Origin of the sequence: Larkinella rosea, assembly GCF_003858635.1 — a bacterium.
Lineage (GTDB): Bacteria > Bacteroidota > Bacteroidia > Cytophagales > Spirosomataceae > Larkinella > Larkinella rosea.
The window spans coordinates 620,317-637,684 of record NZ_RQJO01000010.1; the positions used below are offsets into that span (position 1 = coordinate 620,317).

Here is a 17,368-nt window from a genome sequence, read left to right on the forward strand (position 1 = left end):
GTCGAAAAAACGTATTCACTGATTGATGTTCGCAACTCCATCCAATCCGGTTTTATAAATCGTCCAAAAACCGCTGAATATCTTCTTTTCCTTTTGGTGTTGCATACGGAATCAGGAAGTTGGCCAGCAACGATGCATAATGGCTGATTTGCTCCGGCGGACTCAGGTGACGAAACGAAATACTGGCCTCCGAAATCCAGAACCGAACCAGAAGCGTGATCATGGAAAGGACAAATTCCACCTCCGTTTCGGGGGTCAAATAACCGGTTTTTTGCAGCAACGACAGGTCTTCCCGCAGCGATTTATAGCGCAAATCCTGCGTTGCTTTATACGCTTCGGACAATGCTTTGTTCTGTTCGATCAAATGAACAAAACTCAGCAGCAAACATCGGTATTGAACGTGGTTTCCAAATACGTTCGCAAAACGTTGCAACAATGAATAGATACTCAGGTGATCCGTTGTAATCCGCGAATTTAAAACAGCCAGGTCCGCCGATAAACGGGCAACCAAATCGTCTTTCGTCGGGAAATAATAGGTGATATTGCCAACCCGTATTCCGAGCACAGCCGCCAGTTCACGTAGTCCGACATACTCAATTCCCCGTTCGTTAAAAAGTTCAAGGGCTTTGGCAACAATTTTTTCTTCCGTTGTCATAAAAAATTTGGACATTGTCCAAAAATACTTACTTTTGCAAAAACATCAAAGAAAATGAACATCAATTATCCACATTCCATTCAGAACTGTCTGGGCGAAAAGCTCACTTTTCTGTCCGTCGAAAAAGACGCGCAAGGTGACAAGGTTATCGTTGAAAACCGGGTTACCCCCCATCATGGCCCGCCCATGCACACCCATTATCTGCAGGATGAATGCCTGACGGTAACGTCCGGGAAAATGGGCTATCAGGTTTTAGGTCAGGACGTTCAGTATGCCTATCCCGGCGAAAGTGTCCTGTTTAAACGCGGAACACCGCATAAGTTCTGGAACGCCGGTGAAGACGAACTGAGCTGCACGGGCTGGATTCAACCCGCCAACACCATCGTTTTCTTTCTGTCATCAATTTTTGAAGCCCAAAACAAATCAGGCAAAGGCCAGCCGGAATTGTTCGACGGCGCTTATTTACTGACCCGCTACGCCCGGGAGTACGATATGGCTGAAATTCCGGCTTTCGTCAAAAAAACCGTTATGCCGTTTACGTATTTCCTTGGTCGGCTGCTTGGGAAATACAAACATTTTTCGGACGCTCCGGAACCGTTGAAATAATTTAATACTGGTTATATTTCCATAAACAAGTCGTATTTAAAAGGCTTACTACGGTCTATTACCCGAATGGGATATTCTGCTTGCTCAATCAGTTCTTCGGCTTACGTATGCGTCATTGTATTTGAAAATAAAAACGGCGAACCTTTCTTTTATGATGTTCGCCGTTTTTGATTAGAACGAATTCGAAATTGCACGATCTACTGCGGGCGCTTAAACAAACCAACGTAAGCGGCTTTGCCAATCACATGGCCTTCGATGGCTTTTAAAATCTTGGCCCGAACCGCCGAGCCTTCGCCGTCAGCGCCGGGCTTTATATCGAGTTTGGTATCCAACGCAAAAATTTCAAAAACGTAATGGTGCAATGGCCCCGAAGCCGCTGCGCCCGGCCCGCGATACGAGGGCGTAAACACATTCACCTGATAACTGCCATCGGAGAGTTGCGCCCCCGCCGGAATGCCTTCAGGCAAACTGGTGAGCGTTCCCGGAATGTTCCAGACCAGCCAATGAAGATTGTCGTCGGCGGTTTTGTTGCGGGCGACATCGACGTCGTGCATGTGCAACACGAAGCTCTGCGTTCCGGGCGGCACGTTCGACCAGGTTAGTTCCGGCGACGTTCCACCTCCCGGTGCCGCGCCCGGAGCCGCCTGGGTGAACTTGATCGGAATAATCCCACCATCCGGGAAAGCCGTGGTTGTCAAGCGCATGGGCGGGGCGGCTGGTGCGCCCGATGGAGCCGGTTGTTGGGCAAAAGACCGGGAAAAGGCGCTGACCGAAAGTGCAATGGCGAGGAGTATTTTTTTCATCGGATGGCTTGGTTTGGTAATACTGATTTACGGATTGGCAATTGGTTACCCGTTAAAGCAGCTTGAAAGTAAAAACTTACTGATTTTCACTTCTGTTTCCTGAACCTTTTCAAAGGGTCACTCCTTCTACTGCAAACCGCCCGGCGCCGGGTTTTGCCCGGTTAACCTTTTACAATTGAGCCTTATGGAACACACGTTAACGATTCAGTCAATCTCGCAGGTTACGCACAACGTCCGGCGCATTCGCCTGGAAAAACCGGAAAACTATGCGTTCACACCCGGCCAGGCCACCGACGTTTCCCTCAATAAACCGGGTTGGAAAGACGAAAAACGCCCTTTTACCTTTACCTCACTCAACACCGACCCGTACCTGGAATTCACCATCAAATCCTACACCGACCACGACGGCGTTACCAACCAAATCGGTCAGTTGGAGGAAGGAGACGAATTGATCCTCGATGAACCGTGGGGAATGATTGAATACCAGGGCGAAGGGTATTTTATTGCGGGAGGAGCCGGTATCACGCCCTTTATGGCGATCCTTCGCCAGTTATACAAGGACAACCAAATTGGAAACAACAAGCTGTTCTTTTCCAATAAAACCGCCAGCGATGTCATTTACGCGGAAGAGCTGAAAGAAATGCTGGGCGACAATGCGGTTTTTGTGATTACCCGAAGCACGACGGAAAGGCAACAACGGCAGTACATTGACGAGGATTTCCTTAAAAAGCACGTCGACAATTTCCAAAAACCGTTTTACATCTGCGGCCCCGATCCGATGATTCAGGCCATTGCCGGAATTGTCACCCAAAACGGAGCGGAACCGCAATCGGTCGTTTTTGAAAAATAACGGCACCGTTTTTTCTTCGGCAATCTTGCTTTTCATTCGGTTGACAAACTCGGAAAAAAATACGATCCTGTTTACGCTGGTTTACCGGGGTGAAGAATGGCCGGTGCAGACCCGCCGGAATCACTATTATTCGCTGATGAGCCTGATCGCCGATTACCTTCCGATTTCTGGTTTCGGAATCTGCAGCGGTATGGGCAGTTGCGGAACCTGCGCCGTCAGCATTGATGGCATGCGGTGTCTGAGCTGCGATGTTGCCATTGACGATGAGTTGGCCAATGCCCGGATCGTGATCGAAGAGGCTTATTTCTGAAAATGTTCGTGCGGTTTTTAGTTTGGCAGGCATTCTAAAGTTGCCATTTCTCAAAAATGGTAGCCAATGACCGATTTGTGACAGCGTTTTCCCGCTCTGAAGTTGACCTTTGAATCATCCAAAACGGATATCACACTAAACTCCTCAGATCATGAAAACGCTTGTCAAACCGCTGTTTTTCGCTTTTGCACTGAGCTTCGGTAGCCTTTCTGCTACTTCCGCAGCCACCAGCCAACCCCTCCCGACCTCCAGCGTCCGCAGCTATCAGAGTAGTCTCTACACCGACGCCCAGGGGAAACTTCGGGTCGCCGTCGATAAGTTGGTGGGCGGAGTGGTTGAAGTCCGGCTGGTGAACAGCCGTGGCCACGAATTCTTCGTTCAGCGGGTTGGGAAACGGCAGAAAACCGCCCGGATCATGATGGACATCAGCACCTTGCCCGACGGCGCTTATCAGGTTGTCATCACCGACGGTTTTCATGCCAGGGTTAATCACCTTACGCTGACAACTCAGCAGCCCCTCCCCAGCTTTTCAGGACGTCTGATCGCCCTGAACTAAAAGCAAAAAACCGGCCCGCGTTGGACCGGTTTTTTGCTGGTATTGCGTCAACCCGCTTATTTGACACTACTTTTGCCAACCGTCTGAACCGTAGTCCAGGCGGTTTTCTTCAACTGCGCGGCAAAATCATCCGCTACGCCTTCGGGAACAAACTTCAGCCTGACGGGGGATTCGTGGAACAGAAAACCGTACCAGACCAGCGAACCCAGGTAACACCCAGCCGCATTGGCGTGGTGCGAATCAAACCCCAGTTTGTTGTTGTTCCAGGTATAACCCATGTGCAGCGAATGGTTTTGGTTCGGCAGATTGGGCGCCTGGGGCTGGCTATAATCAAAACCGGTATCTTTCTGAAAACCCCATTTCGAGTCTGAGCTAATCCGCCAGAACGCGTCGCCGGTGGGAATAAGGGAAGCGCCCAGTTCGCGGGCAATTGTGTGGTAAGCCGCCCGCGATTTTTCCCACATTTCCTTTTCGCTTTTGGCCAGAACTCCCTGGGCAACCTGGCCAAAACCGTCGGCGTCGGCACGATAGGCCCAGGTTTGGTGAAACACAATGTTGGCAGAAGGCTGTAACTTTTTAATATAGTCGTACAGTTTCTTCGCATACGGCCGGTACGAGTCCACATCGCCCGAAAGCATCGAATACTGTTGCAGCGTTACGACATCCCACTTCCCTTCCGAAAGCAGCATTTTCAGTGATTTTCCGTTATAAGCCTTGCCTTTCGGATTGTCCGGATTGGCCTCGGCGGCTTCGGCAATTTCCCAATGGCGTTGCAACGAACAACCGCCCAGCTCGGCCCGGCCAATGGTCAGCTCATGCCCGCCCTCTTCGCTCAACTCCCGCAGGTATTTGGCCGCATTTCCCGAAAAACTGTTGCCGATGATAAACAGATGAAGCGGTGAGCCTTTCTTTTTATTTTCGGTGTTGCCCGGCGAACCGGTTTGGGAAACGGCGATTTTCCCGGTAAAAACCAGGAGCAAAAAAACGACAGCAGCAAACAGCGCGGGAAGCCGAATCGGGCGGTTTTGTAGATTCATTTTGAACATGTTAACGAAACAATTACTGCCGGAAAAAGACCCGCCGGGTGGGATTATACTTTCCAAAGACGGCTTTTAATCGGTTTACTGCCGGGAAACCGCATTTTCCCCTGACGATGAAAATTGAATCCCAAAGCGGAAACGGTTGAAAAATCAGCAATAATCCCGTTACTTGCCACCTATGAAACAGTTTCTGACGAGCCTGCTGCTGTTGCTGGGGTGGAGCACCGGTTTTGCCCAAAATCAATCCACGAACCTTCGCCGGTTAATGGCCATCAAAAATGCCGAAAAGCAGATTGTGCTACTCAATAATCCGTCGGGGCTGGTGCCCGTCGTCAACCTCCGGGATTTACGGATCGCCAGTGTACACAACGCCTTTGGGCATCCGGCAGTTTTTGACAGCCTTGTTTCCAAATACAGCCGGGTTACCAGCTTTTCGCTTAAACCCGCACCAACCGATTCGGCCGTGTTTGCGCTGCATGACCGGCTCAAACTGTACAATCTGATTCTCGTCACGCTTTCGGATTTAACACCCATTGACGCCCGCCTACTGAATTTCATCAAAGATCAGGAAGCCATCAACCAAGTAGTTGTGGTGCTGGCCGGGAACGGAAAGAAGCTGGCGGATCTGGAATCGCTGCGTTCTCCCATTATCTGGTGTCCGGTTCAGTCAACCGAAAGTGCTTCGGTCGCGGCCCAATTGCTCTTCGGGGGCCTGGCAACCTCCAATCGCCTTCCGGCGACCTACAGCAAGTCGTTTGGGCAGGGGAGCGGTTATTCGACGCAAAAAATTCGGCTGGGCTATTCGGTTCCCGAAGCCGTTTCGGTGAATAGCAACCGCCTGACTTCCGTTGATTCACTGGTGAAAGTGGCCATTGCCGACCACGTAACGCCCGGAGCCGTCGTGCTGATGGCGAAGGACGGGCAGGTGGTTTTTCATAAAGCATACGGGCATCACACCTATTCGCCGGAGGAAGTGACCAAGCCCGACGATCTTTTCGATCTGGCGTCGGTCACCAAAGTCAGTGCCACCACACCGTCCATCATGCGACTGGTCGATCAGAACATCATCGACCTGAAAACGCCCGTCAGCACGTATGTGGCCCGCACCCGGTCGATCCCGGACAAGGCGACGATCACCATTCGGGAAGCGATGCTCCACGAAGCCGGGTATACGCCCTACATCAAATTCTACGAACAGCTCAAACCGCTGGATTTAAGCAAGGATTCCTCCGCGGCTTTCCCAACCAAAGTGGCCGATGGTTATTTCCTGCGGGCCAATTATTTTGAAGAAGTCATGTGGCCCGTGACGCTGAAATCCACCGGAGGAACCCGGGGGAAATTTGTGTACAGCGACGTCAGTATGTACATGATGAAAGAGGTGATTGAAACCGTAACGCATCAAAAACTGAACGACTACGTGCAGCACGAATTCTACCGGCCGCTGGGGTTACAGACGATGGGGTTTCTGCCCCGGAACCGGTTTCCCCCCTCCCGCATTGCGCCGACCACCGAAAACGACAACTGGTTCCGGAGTATGCGGGTACAGGGGTACGTCAACGATCCGGGGGCGGCTATGGCGGGCGGAGTTGAGGGGCATGCCGGTCTGTTTTCCAACGCCAACGACCTCGCCATTTTGTGGCAACTTTATCTGAACAAAGGCTCGTATGGAGGAATAACCTATTTCAAGCCCGCTACGGTTGATCTTTTCACGTCGGAGCAATCCAAAGCGAGTGGTCGCGGATACGGTTTTGCGCGGGCGGCCAATCCGAAAGAAGGCCCGAAAGCCTACCCTTCTCCCTTGTCTTACGGCCATACGGGCTACACCGGCACCTACGTCTGGGTCGATCCCAAGTACAATTTGGTGTACATCTGCCTGACCAATCGCGTGTATCCCGACGATTCCAAAACCTACGGAAAGCCGACGATTAATTTACGCTCCCTGATTCTCGACAAGTTTTACGAAGCCATCGTTCAGGGCAATTGACCGCCATTCGAAAAACCGGTTTTGCCGGATATGACCGGTTCATCACCACCTGCAAACCCAGCCCCACCCGACATCGAGTTTGGTTATCGGGAAGACTTTTGCCCGTTACCTTTCGGAATAACCGGCATTTGAGGCCCGATGAAAACACGTTTATTAGTGGTAGGCACGCTTGTATTTGATGCGCTTTTCCTGGCTTTTCGTCCGGTGCGGGCGCAAACTCCCAAAGAATCGACCTTGATCGCCCACCTCGTTAGTGAAGCCCGCCAGCCCGATGCGCATTCCAAAGGTGATGTGTTTCTACAGATCAAAATTGGAAAAGTAGCCTACATGGCTGAACTCGAATCCGGCAAAGTAATCGACCAGCAACCAGTGGAAGTCAGCAGTGGCGGTTTTTGCGGAGCATATGCCGAGGTCAGTCTCAATCTCCTCGATAAAAAGAAGCAGGAAACCGCGCAGGGGGCGGGTCAGATCCTGAAGGTTAGCCACGGAAAATGGAAACGAGTTGCCCTGTCGGAAGGCGACTATCTATGCGAAAAATTGAAAGAAATTCCAAAATCCGTCATCAACTGCCTGAAAGTCGCGTGCAATTAATTTCCTCTTTTTATTTCCAAAAACCCATGAAAATCTTAGCCATCGTTATCGTTTCTATTCTGGCTCTTGGCTATCTGTTTGTCCAATGGGCCAACAAACCGGAAAATGTGGCCGCATTACAGGAAAAACGAAAACAGGATGCCGCGCAGAAAATCGAAGACGCCAAAAAAGAAGCCATTCGTCAGAAGGAACAGGCGGTTTTTCAGAAAGAAATCGAAGCGAAAAAAGCCATGATGAAGCTGGTCATCGACGAGAATTTTGCCAAAAACCGGTTCGAACAGCTTGCCTTCCGGTACGAAAAGATCCCGTATTTCAAGTTCGAAAAAAACCAACTCGATTTCACGGGCCTGATTTACAAGGGACAAAATGCGCAGGATTATTTTATGACCTCGAAAGACGATTTCGGCGATTTTGCGGCCGAAATGCAGACGGGTACCTGGGGCTCGGATGCCTTCGCCGGTATTTTCTGGGATGCCCAATATAAGGGCGACCAGAATCCAAAACACTACCAGGCCGCTTACGCGTCACCCAACACCTTGTACGTCGAAACCGGTGATGACGACGAACATTTCAATCTGGGTGGCCTGATTGCCAGTGAAAATAACCAAGTGATCCGCGTCGAGCGGTTTGGCAACCACCTAACTGTCAGTGTAAATGGGCGAATACTTTTCGATGAGAATGTCGAATCGGCGGGGCGCGGAAAATTGGGAGTACTGATCGGTCACCGGGGCGGCATTCGTCCCGGTCCGGAGTCCATCAGCATTGGCGTCAAACGGTTTCAGGTCTGGCAATAAGCAAAACAAAAAAAAGCGGATTGCTCCGCTTTTTCCGTTTTTAAACCCCTCGTTCATTAGTACCGGCGACCGTAATAACCCCGATCATTCCGGCGGTATTGTTGTTGATAAGCAAATAATCGCTCGCGTTGGAACGGCGTCAGCACCGACATCATTTCCTGATTTTTCCGACGGAGCGTGTATTGATAAGCCTGCGGGTCCCGGCGTCTGGCGGCTTCCATTTCGCGGTAATCATACCGGTCTTCGATGCGTTTCAATTGCCGTTCCTGATGCCGTGACAAGCCGACAATGGCGTCCAGCCGGTCAATCCGGATGTCTTCCTGAATGTCGTCGTACCGTTGGTTATTGTATCGGTTGTCGTCATATCTTGGGTTGGGAGCCGGGTAGCGATCGTTGTCATAACCGCGTTGAGCCATTGCCGTTCCGGCGCTTAATACTGCAAATGTGACGAGCGTGAAGATGGTCGTTTTCATGGTTGGTCGTGTTTATTTGTTGTAATATGTCTCTTAGAGGACCAACCCACCCCAACGTTTAATGCGGTTTTATTTTTTTCTTTCAAACCCCCTCATTCATCGACAAACGACCGGTTTTTACCGATCATTTCTACTTTTTATCCGATAAGTACCAGAATACATAAAAAGCAGGTCGCAACACGGTGCCGCGACCTGCTTTCAATAAACTGGCAATGGCTGTTGTTCTGACGGATTACCTGACACAATCCATGCACTTGACCCGGAACACCCCTCGCAGGGAGGACGTGGAAACCACCGGTGGGATCGAAGTCACTATAACCCCCGATGACTGCACATCAAACGTGCCCATAATGACACCATACTGCATATTCGAAGCCTTCAGTGATCCCGGGCTAACATACACTTGTTTATTGACAATGTATAAGTGGGTATATTCCGTAATCGGATTCGGACGATAGATAATGCCCGGATAATCCTTCGCCCAGGGGTAGATTCCGAGGGCATCGATCGGTTTGGCACCCGCTTGCCATTTGATGTTCACCGTCTGTTGGCCATTTTCTCCGTCAAGCCCCTTGATCGTTCCCCGCAGGTGCGCCCCGGCTTTCGGAAAATGAACCCAGTCGCCCCCACCGGCCTGCAGCGATATACCTTCTTTGAGTACGTAAATGGTTGAAAGCAATTGGGCCACTTCTTTTCCCGGCGACTTCAGTTTGGCCACCACCACCACCGGATTTGAATTCGGTAGCTGGCTGGGCGCCTGATAGGTTACTTCTTTTCCGGAACCTCGCAAACTACCTTCACCCCGTACTTCCCAGCCGTCGAGGTATTCGATCGGAGTCGGTTTTGGCAGCGGCCGCTCCGAACCTTTGGGAAAATCCTCCAGGAGCCAATTGATCGAGCTCAGGCCAAAGAGCTTGATGTCGACGGATTGCCCCGGATCGATGGCGGTCAACTCAGGTTCCAGGTAAACGTACTCGAAAAACGTGAAATCCGTAAAGTGATTCACTTCAATCGAAACCGTGTGGTTGGTGGTGTCAACCTGAGTACCACCGACCGCCATCCAGACTCCTTTGGCGTTTTGGTACGCAATTCCACAGGCTTTCGGGAAAGTCCGTCGCCCTTCTTCGGCCGTACGATGCACTGTCATCGTCACCGGTTTGGCAAACTGCTGGCCGTCCGGCAGCATCCGGTAACCATCTCCGACGCCCGTTCCATTCGTGTTCGTAATGCGCTGAACCGAAATTTCGACGTCTTTCGTCAAAGCTCCGGCTGGAATCGTGACGGTAAACCGGTCGTCTTCGGCCGTAATGGAACCACCCGTGGGGCCAATCGTTTGAACCACCGCCGTTCCCAGCGGAATGCCTACCGGCTGAACGGCCCCGGTTTCAGGTTTTGGAGGATTGGGGTTAGTTGTCCCGGGGGTTTCGGCAACCGGCGTTGCCGGATCAATATCGTGTTTACAGGCCGCCATAAACAGGCCGTACAGGAAAAGCCAGACCAGAAGGTAGGTAACTCGTTTCATGTGTTCCGTCGTTTTTGTTGTTTAGTCGAAAAGCCGATTTCGTTGCTTTTCGTATAGCAAAGATTCTCCGCGGCCACCGGTTTTCGCGAAAGCATTAGGTTTCAACCGAAACAATTTGTCATCCAACCGGAAAAAACCGCGGGCAGGGTGATCCTTCTCCGCCGAAAAAACCGGTTTTTCAGAATCAGAACTCAAAAGGTTCTGCCCCGGATCGGCAACATTCCAGCGGAAAGCCAGTTGAATACCTATATACCGGAAAGACACACGAACGATGAGGTTATCCAACACGAACAAACTTGGCCTGTGGAGTTTGGCGGGCATTGGCGTTGCCGTAGCGGCAAAAACGATGCTCGATCACTGGCGTAAAACCGATTTTAACGGAAAAACCGTGGTCATCACCGGCGGGTCGCGCGGATTAGGGCTGGTGCTGGCGCGGGAATTTGCGCAGGAAGGAGCGAACATCGCCATTTGCGCCCGCGACGAAGCCGACCTGGAACGGGCCAAAGCCGATCTGGAACTGAACGGCGGTACGGTTTTTACGTATGCCTGTGACATCACGGATAAAGCGCAGGTAACGGCCTTCATTCAGGCCGTCCAGGAAACCATCGGGCCGGTCGATGTGCTGGTCAACAACGCCGGTACGATTCTGGTAACGCCCTTCGAACACGCCACGGAGGCCGATTTTCGGGAAGTGATGGAAACCAATTTCTGGTCGGCGTTTCACACCATCAATGCGGTTTTGCCCCAGATGCGCGCCCGAAAAGGAACCGGTTCCCGCATCATCAATATTGCTTCCTTTGGCGGTAAAGTGGCATTTCCGCACCTGATGCCGTACTCCACCAGTAAATTTGCGCTGGTCGGGTATTCCGAAGGGCTTCGTTCCGAATTATTGAAAGACGGCATTTACGTCACCACGGTTTGCCCGGGACTGATGCGGACGGGTAGCCCGAGAAATGCGCTGTTTAAAGGCCAGAACGAAAAGGAATATGCCTGGTTCAAAATTGGCGATTCGCTGCCGGTTTTGTCGAAAAGTGCGGAAGAAAGCGCCCGGCAAATTCTGGAAGCCAGCCGCTACGGCCGGGCCGAACTGATCATTTCGTTACCCGCCAAAGTAGCTGCCGCCGTCCACGGCCTGCTTCCGGGACTGACGGCGGAGGTTCTGTCGGTAATCAATTTACTGCTGCCCGCACCGGGCGGAATTGGTGAGCAACGCGCCAAAGGCAAAGACAGCGAAACCGCCCTGACCCGCTCGATTTTTACGACCAAAACCGACGATGCGGCCGAAGCCAATAATCAGTTTAAATGGTGATGATTTTTACAGGTACGGTTCCGGAATGCTTTGGTCATTGGTCAACTTATCAGTAAGTTGCCGAACCAACGCATTCCTGAATCGATCATGAAAACCGCTATTCTTCCGGCGCTGCTCCTCGGCTTCGCGCTCTTCATCACTTTCCCCGCCAAAAGCCAGACTGCTTCTCCCAAGAAAGGCACTGCAGAGCGCATTAAAGTTCACGGAAAAGGGCTGGAAGGCAACCTGTCCGGTGACTCTCCCGACCGCGACGTTTCGGTTTATTTACCGCCCAGTTATAAAACGGACAAAAACCGCCGGTATCCGGTGTTGTATCTGCTGCACGGTTTTACCGACAACGACGCCCAGTGGTACGGTTTTACCAAACACTGGATCAATCTCCCGGAAGTGGTCGATAAAGCGTTTGCCGACCCCGCCGTGCGCGAAATGATTATCGTTACGCCTAACGCCTACACCCGGTTTTTCGGCAGTTTTTACTCCAATTCGGTGACCACCGGCAACTGGGAAGATTACGTCGCCTACGAACTGGTGAGTTACATCGACAGTCATTACCGCACGATCGCGACTGCCGCCAGCCGGGGATTAACCGGACACTCGATGGGTGGTTATGGCACCATGCGCATCGGCCAGAAACACCCCGAAATTTTTTCCAGCATTTACCTGCTGAGCCCCTGCTGCATGAATGCCAACCTGAATCAAAACCGCAACGAAGCCGCTTTGGCCCGGATCGAAGCAATTCAGTCGGATTCGGCGCTCGTAAAAGCGGATTTCGGGGTAAAAGCGGCTTTTGCGACGGCAGCTGCCTGGACTCCTAATCCGAAAAAACCGCCTTTTTACATCGATTTGCCTTCCAAAGACGCGCAAACGCAAGCGGGCCTGATGGCCAAAATGGCCGCGAATGCCCCCCTCGCCATGATTGATCAGTACATTCCCAATCTCAAAAAATTACACGCCATTGCTTTCGACGCCGGATCGAAAGACGTGGGCATTGCCGCCAGCAATAAAGTATTGAACAGCGTGTTGAACGACTATCAGATCAAACACACCTACGAGGAGTACGATGGCGACCACATCAACCGCATTGGTGAGCGCATCGAGAAAAAAGTATTGCAGTTCTTTTCGGAAAATCTGTCGTTCGAGCAAACGAAGCGCCGGTAACCATAAAAAAACCGGTACAAGCTCCGAAGAAACGGTACCGGTTTTTTATGACGTTTCCGAACTCATTCCTTGCGTGTCGAGTCTTTCGCCAGCTCCCGATAATCCTGGCGGGCCGAATCGAGTTCGGCCTGTTCTTCCTGCACACCGCTGCTATCGCCCTCGTTTTGGGCCTTAATGACATCCTTGTATTCGTCGCCGACTTTCTCGGCTTTCTTTTCTGTTTTGGACTCACAAGCCAGTTGTGAAAAGGCCGTGAGCAGCCCCAGTGACAGCCCCAAAATCCAATGTTTCGTTTTCATGCGTTGAGATGATTGCTTTCTAAAAGAACTTTCGGAAAACCGGTTTGTTCGAAAAATACCCACTGGGAGGGTGTCAATCAGATCATTTGGTCCCAATCCGCCTTTTTGCCGGAAAGTCATTGGAGCGGAATCAATCCGGTTTGATAACGTTTCAGGAATCAAAAGTAACAGTTCATGTCACCAGTAATTGGTTGCCGGGTACGTTCGGTGCTACGTTTGTATCGAACATTAAACAACTACACTGATGAAAAAAGTACTGATTTTCCTGTTTGCACTGGTCACCTTTGCCGCCTGTAAAAAAGATTCCGAAAAAACGGAAGTAACCCCAAAAGACCCCGCCAGCGCCGTGGCCGGAACCTACAAACTGAGTTCATTTGCCTACGAAGTCAATGGCGAAAGCGTGGTTACTTACAAAACCTTACCGGTTACGCAGCAAGGCGTAACGGTCTCGGCTACAGCCCAGATGAAAAAAACCTCGGACGGAATCGTTTCACTGGTTCTGTTGCTCAAAGCAACGGGTGAAGACGATCGGGAACTGGATTTGGGTGAATATGAAGTCAAAGCCGACGGAGCAAATTATGGTCTCTTCAGTGATGGCGGTTCACAAATTGCCGAAATTTCGGCCGGAAAACTGGTTTTCGAAGCATCGGGAACCTCGGATGGCGACACGGTTGAAATCCGGTTTGCCGGTAAAAAATAAGGATTGCGTTTCTTTTCACAGAGCCGACCTGGTTGAAGGGTCGGCTTTTTTGTTTCGGGCGGTTTTCTGTTTAACTTCCCCACACCCACTGCCAGATCGTTCCGACCGAATCGGCAACTTCCCAAACGGAAAGCAGCAGAAAAACCGCTCCCATTCCGGAAAATACATACACCATCAGGTAATCACCCGCCAGCTGAACATGCTGGAAATCGCTGGGATCGTAGTAAAGCGTCACTTCGTCGCCCACCCGGTATTTCGGCGGATTCCGCCCTTCCGAACTGTGAAAAACCACCTCCTGGCCTTCGGCGGTCTGGTACCGAATGGAAGGTGCCAGCGGATAATCGCGTCGCTCAATCCGGTGCAATCCGATGACGATGCCTTTGGCGGCCATTCCGTTTTGAGTCAGGTTCCGGCGCTTCCGAAAGATGGAATAGCCAATGCCGACGAGCGTCAACCCGACTGAAAAGAAGAGTAGAATAAACAGTTCACCGGCGGGAAAATCCATCGTTAGCAGACCGTATTTTTAGTTACAGATTCCATCATCAAGCTTGTTATCGTTAGTTCCTGTCCGTTGTTCAAAGGTCAGCTTACCCATCAACAAGCTAGTTGAATACACGCTTATTCATGGGGCCATTGTGCCAGCGGAACCATCGGTGAAACGGCTTCAAGTGAAACGATTTCAGGAATGAATTCCACCTTCCACGATCGTTTCGTTCCGGGAGGAATTGTGGTTTCGAAACCCACTTGCATTGTGCCCGGATTAACCGAATCGTGCTCATAACGGGGCCCGGTCGACCAGGTACGCAGTGTTAGCCCCGAACCCGGGTCCAGGGCAACCAGCAGTTTCTTGCCCGATTGGCTAAGAATGGCCCGGTGCGAATCAATCCGTTCAACCTCCGCTCCCGTTACAAACGCCCACCGCATAACCGTTTCTTTAGAACCGGTTTCCACCTCATCCTGAACGAGCATGGACCGGCCATTACGTATGGCAACACCCCGTCGGGCACTCACCAGATCATCTGCATACAGGGAGGTCAAATCGGTAATCGCATTCAGAAAAGCCGGTTGATTGGAATGACTACTAATTGGAGCAAATCCGTTCACCAGTTGAGCGCCATAATTCGCCACCAGGGTGTTGTGCCCCATTGTTGAATTTCGATAAACCAACCAGCGGGGGGCATTCTGGTTTGTTTGTTGCATATCGACACCGGCCAATTGTAAGGAATCCATATTTTGAGGCCCCAGATCGATCGCCCATCGAACCCCCTGCGACTCGACTACAAATGAACCGACATCCATGTGGGCATCCGCCAGTGAGGGAGTCCCTGCTTTTAATCCCATAAACAAGGCGGTTGAATCGTGCCACGAGCTGCGGAGCAGCGCAATGGGAGCCTTACCCCTACCTACCCATACCTGGCCTGGAGGTTGACTGTTCCCAGTCAACGGTTGACGATAACTCCAGATCAACAGGGCGGGTAAGAGCGCTTCTTTCTGCCAGGCATTCGCCTTTTTGCTTACTAACCAGTTTCGTTCCTTCCATCCGGCCCACTGATTCTCCGCCCGGTGGGCAAGCCAAAATTGGACGGGTTGAAGCGGGGCTTCCAGATCGGCTTTCCCATAATTGAAGCAGTTGCCCGAAGGAGCCCGCATATGGAGTCCGTAAGCCGCCGTTTTTAAAAAGCCAGTTTGGGCCAGTAAGCCAAAATCGGTTTTAAATTCGTTCTGTAAAGCACTGATTAATAGAGCCGTAAAACTCGTAGCGTAACTCCAGGCCGAATAGCCATAAGGATAAGCCCCGTCCGGTTCGTAGTGTGTCAGTAATTGCCTGGTCGAACGTATCGACCGGTTTAAGATTGAACGAGCCAGTTCCGGTTGAGTCTCATAGATGGCTAACGCACCGAAAACCAGGCCCGTGTTAACAACTTGTTTTTGATAATCGGTGGGAACGGTCCAACTGCTATCGCGAGGAATGAAAGCTGCCTCTAGTCCCTTTTTGATGATTGTTTTTTGCACAAAATCACGGTCTCTGGGCGATAAGTTACTATACAACCAATCGTAAGCCAGGGAAGCCGCCGTGGTGATTTCGGCCAGGTGTTCGACCTGCTCCCGATGCCAATAGACAATCAGCACCATCCAAAGTTCGTGTTTTGCCCGGTCAAAATAGGCCTGCCGCCCCGTCAATCGCCAGCCGTAGGAAAGGGCAAAAAGCCGTCGCAGCGCTTCTCGGACGTCGCTGTGCTGGATACGACCCACCCGCGTGGGACTTAACGCACTCCGCTTGCTCAGCAATATACTATCACACTGGGCTAACAGTAGTTGGTGAACGAGACCTAGGCTGGTATCGGATTGAATTGCCTGTTGGAGTGCCTGAACTTCACCCTGGCTAAGCAGAATTCTCGGATGTTCAGAAAGTGTTGCAGTGGCACGGATGGAATCCAGTTGGGCATGAGCCGACGTTTGACGGATTCCAAACCAGAGGAGGATGAAAATTCCTAGCGTTCTCATGCCATTCTTTCCGTATTAGGTAGGAGCTTAGTTCATCAAAAGGGCTTGCTCAGGCCGATTTACTGCAATTTATCCCGCCATTTCCAGAAATCCATTCCTCTCTCCAGGAGACTGAAAGCACCAGAATACCCGTTAATTGCGGCAACCAATGTGTGCGATTTACCCGTTCGTTTTCGGTTTACGTTGGGACGCATTGACCACCTGCTGATGAGCGGTTTTCAACGCGTCGATCAGCGTTTCTTCTTCCACTTTTGCCAATTCGATAAACGTCCAGCCCTGCTTGCCCCATTTGTTCGGAACGGGGTAAATAACGGTTTGGTCGAACGACGAAAAAACCGATTGATCAACCTCCGAAAATTTCAGGCAGGCCCGGTTATTTTTCTCTGACAAGGTCGCAAAAATTTTCTTTTTGATGCGAAAAGACGTGTTTTCAAAGTGCGGGAGTTCTACCGTATCCGGAAGCGCCAGCGCCAATTCTCGAAATACTGCATTGCTTACCATAGCTCGACCGGAAGTGAAATAAAACGGGTTGCTTAGTATTTTCCGGCTCGCACAATTACAGTTACCATCTGAACCGAATCGCCGTTGACTTTCTGATGCACAGGCTCGTCTTTTTCAACTACCCCGATCAGGCGAAAACCGCTGGCAGAAAGCAAATCCACAACGTCTTCTTTCTCGTACAACGTAAAACCGTACTGCGTAAAAGGCAGCTTTTTCATGAGGGGCTTCGGTCGGATGGCGATCTGTAATTCCCCGCCTGGTTTCAGAACCCGGCGAATTTCAGCCAGGTCCTCCGACGGTTTTTCCCAGAAATACAGCGTATTGATCGTAAAAACCGTATCAAACGTTTCGTTCGCAAACGGCAGCCTGGTCGTGGAAGCCACTATGAATTGAGCCTGGCCGTTCTCAATAAACGATTGATTTAACTGGCTGGCTTCTTCCACCATCGTCTCGGAAAAATCACAACCTACGTAAGTGACCGAAGGCTCTTTGGCAAAAACGTCCTTGACAAAAAAACCGTTGCCCATCCCGATCTCCAGCAGGTGGTCGTGGCTTTTCAGGTTCAGGTTTTCAATCAGGTACTGGTTGATGTACCAGTTACTTTCGTTCATTTTGGCCCCGACCTGTTTTCCGAATTCGCCATCGGGTTTTCGTAACTGGGCGGCTACTGCTTCAAAGTCCATTTGTATCCGTTGGTTTCGGGTAAAGATGC

20 protein-coding genes are annotated in these 17,368 nt (G+C 51.1%); 10 read left to right on the forward strand and 10 right to left on the reverse strand.

The window, feature by feature from the left end; genetic code table 11:
- Positions 1–52: 52 nt before the first annotated feature.
- The gene (locus tag EHT25_RS23385) at positions 53–670 is read right to left on the reverse strand and encodes a TetR/AcrR family transcriptional regulator (protein WP_124877578.1); all 618 of its coding nucleotides are present in this window, start codon (positions 668–670) and stop codon (positions 53–55) included.
- A gap of 39 nt (positions 671–709) precedes the next feature.
- Here EHT25_RS23385 and EHT25_RS23390 point away from each other — a divergent pair, with 39 nt between their 5' ends.
- Positions 710–1,261, forward strand: coding sequence for a cupin domain-containing protein (locus tag EHT25_RS23390; RefSeq protein WP_124877579.1), 552 nt, complete (start codon positions 710–712; stop codon positions 1,259–1,261).
- A 197-nt stretch (positions 1,262–1,458) separates the two neighbouring features.
- Here the strand turns inward: EHT25_RS23390 and EHT25_RS23395 are convergent, their stop codons facing one another.
- The gene (locus EHT25_RS23395) at positions 1,459–2,064 is read right to left on the reverse strand and encodes a YbhB/YbcL family Raf kinase inhibitor-like protein (protein WP_124877580.1); all 606 of its coding nucleotides are present in this window, start codon (positions 2,062–2,064) and stop codon (positions 1,459–1,461) included.
- A gap of 184 nt (positions 2,065–2,248) precedes the next feature.
- Between EHT25_RS23395 and EHT25_RS23400 the strand changes: the two genes are divergently transcribed.
- The 3 genes from EHT25_RS23400 to EHT25_RS23410 all read left to right on the forward strand — a co-directional run bounded on the left by EHT25_RS23400 (position 2,249) and on the right by EHT25_RS23410 (position 3,780).
- On the forward strand, positions 2,249–2,914 hold the full coding sequence (locus EHT25_RS23400) for an FAD-binding oxidoreductase (RefSeq protein WP_124877581.1): 666 nt from the start codon (positions 2,249–2,251) through the stop codon (positions 2,912–2,914).
- Positions 2,915–2,954: 40 nt separating this feature from the next.
- Positions 2,955–3,224, forward strand: a complete 270-nt coding sequence (locus tag EHT25_RS23405) for a 2Fe-2S iron-sulfur cluster-binding family protein (RefSeq protein WP_124877582.1) — start codon at positions 2,955–2,957, stop codon at positions 3,222–3,224.
- 151 nt (positions 3,225–3,375) lie between these two features.
- Positions 3,376–3,780 carry a hypothetical protein gene (locus EHT25_RS23410; RefSeq protein ID WP_124877583.1) on the forward strand — a complete coding sequence of 135 codons (405 nt, stop codon included), beginning with the start codon at positions 3,376–3,378 and terminating at the stop codon, positions 3,778–3,780.
- 56 nt (positions 3,781–3,836) lie between these two features.
- On the opposite strand, the gene EHT25_RS23415 is transcribed toward EHT25_RS23410, so the two are convergent.
- A complete protein-coding gene (locus EHT25_RS23415) occupies positions 3,837–4,817 on the reverse strand; it encodes a DUF4886 domain-containing protein (RefSeq protein WP_124877584.1) in 981 nt (326 codons plus the stop codon).
- Between the two features lie 181 nt (positions 4,818–4,998).
- Between EHT25_RS23415 and EHT25_RS23420 the strand changes: the two genes are divergently transcribed.
- The 3 genes from EHT25_RS23420 (at position 4,999) to EHT25_RS23430 (ending at position 8,189) form a co-directional block, all read left to right on the forward strand.
- On the forward strand, positions 4,999–6,804 hold the full coding sequence (locus EHT25_RS23420; protein WP_124877585.1) for a serine hydrolase domain-containing protein: 1,806 nt from the start codon (positions 4,999–5,001) through the stop codon (positions 6,802–6,804).
- A 138-nt stretch (positions 6,805–6,942) separates the two neighbouring features.
- Complete coding sequence (locus tag EHT25_RS23425; RefSeq protein WP_124877586.1) at positions 6,943–7,395, forward strand: hypothetical protein; 453 nt, start codon at positions 6,943–6,945, stop codon at positions 7,393–7,395.
- Between the two features lie 26 nt (positions 7,396–7,421).
- Entirely contained in the window at positions 7,422–8,189 is a 768-nt protein-coding gene (locus EHT25_RS23430) for a hypothetical protein (protein ID WP_124877587.1), read from the forward strand.
- A 56-nt stretch (positions 8,190–8,245) separates the two neighbouring features.
- On the opposite strand, the gene EHT25_RS23435 is transcribed toward EHT25_RS23430, so the two are convergent.
- Together EHT25_RS23435 and EHT25_RS23440 are read right to left on the reverse strand one after the other, a co-directional pair.
- Positions 8,246–8,662 (reverse strand): hypothetical protein, encoded by a 417-nt coding sequence (locus tag EHT25_RS23435; protein WP_124877588.1) that lies wholly within the window; start codon positions 8,660–8,662, stop codon positions 8,246–8,248.
- Positions 8,663–8,894: 232 nt separating this feature from the next.
- Positions 8,895–10,184 carry a hypothetical protein gene (locus EHT25_RS23440; protein WP_124877589.1) on the reverse strand — a complete coding sequence of 430 codons (1,290 nt, stop codon included), beginning with the start codon at positions 10,182–10,184 and terminating at the stop codon, positions 8,895–8,897.
- A 271-nt stretch (positions 10,185–10,455) separates the two neighbouring features.
- Here EHT25_RS23440 and EHT25_RS23445 point away from each other — a divergent pair, with 271 nt between their 5' ends.
- Both EHT25_RS23445 and EHT25_RS23450 read left to right on the forward strand, forming a co-directional pair.
- Positions 10,456–11,493 (forward strand): SDR family NAD(P)-dependent oxidoreductase, encoded by a 1,038-nt coding sequence (locus tag EHT25_RS23445; RefSeq protein ID WP_185731463.1) that lies wholly within the window; start codon positions 10,456–10,458, stop codon positions 11,491–11,493.
- A gap of 87 nt (positions 11,494–11,580) precedes the next feature.
- Positions 11,581–12,651, forward strand: coding sequence for an alpha/beta hydrolase (locus EHT25_RS23450; RefSeq protein WP_124877591.1), 1,071 nt, complete (start codon positions 11,581–11,583; stop codon positions 12,649–12,651).
- A gap of 62 nt (positions 12,652–12,713) precedes the next feature.
- Here EHT25_RS23450 and EHT25_RS23455 read toward each other — a convergent pair whose 3' ends face one another.
- The gene (locus EHT25_RS23455; protein ID WP_124877592.1) at positions 12,714–12,950 is read right to left on the reverse strand and encodes a hypothetical protein; all 237 of its coding nucleotides are present in this window, start codon (positions 12,948–12,950) and stop codon (positions 12,714–12,716) included.
- A gap of 244 nt (positions 12,951–13,194) precedes the next feature.
- Here EHT25_RS23455 and EHT25_RS23460 point away from each other — a divergent pair, with 244 nt between their 5' ends.
- Positions 13,195–13,650 carry a hypothetical protein gene (locus EHT25_RS23460; RefSeq protein ID WP_124877593.1) on the forward strand — a complete coding sequence of 152 codons (456 nt, stop codon included), beginning with the start codon at positions 13,195–13,197 and terminating at the stop codon, positions 13,648–13,650.
- Between the two features lie 70 nt (positions 13,651–13,720).
- Here EHT25_RS23460 and EHT25_RS23465 read toward each other — a convergent pair whose 3' ends face one another.
- The 4 genes from EHT25_RS23465 to EHT25_RS23480 form a co-directional block, all read right to left on the reverse strand.
- The gene (locus tag EHT25_RS23465; protein ID WP_124877594.1) at positions 13,721–14,155 is read right to left on the reverse strand and encodes a DUF3592 domain-containing protein; all 435 of its coding nucleotides are present in this window, start codon (positions 14,153–14,155) and stop codon (positions 13,721–13,723) included.
- 113 nt (positions 14,156–14,268) lie between these two features.
- The gene (locus EHT25_RS23470) at positions 14,269–16,155 is read right to left on the reverse strand and encodes a heparinase II/III domain-containing protein (protein ID WP_124877595.1); all 1,887 of its coding nucleotides are present in this window, start codon (positions 16,153–16,155) and stop codon (positions 14,269–14,271) included.
- A gap of 159 nt (positions 16,156–16,314) precedes the next feature.
- The gene (locus tag EHT25_RS23475; RefSeq protein ID WP_124877596.1) at positions 16,315–16,656 is read right to left on the reverse strand and encodes an MmcQ/YjbR family DNA-binding protein; all 342 of its coding nucleotides are present in this window, start codon (positions 16,654–16,656) and stop codon (positions 16,315–16,317) included.
- Positions 16,657–16,688: 32 nt separating this feature from the next.
- Positions 16,689–17,339, reverse strand: coding sequence for a class I SAM-dependent methyltransferase (locus tag EHT25_RS23480; protein ID WP_124877597.1), 651 nt, complete (start codon positions 17,337–17,339; stop codon positions 16,689–16,691).
- Positions 17,340–17,368: the final 29 nt, after the last annotated feature.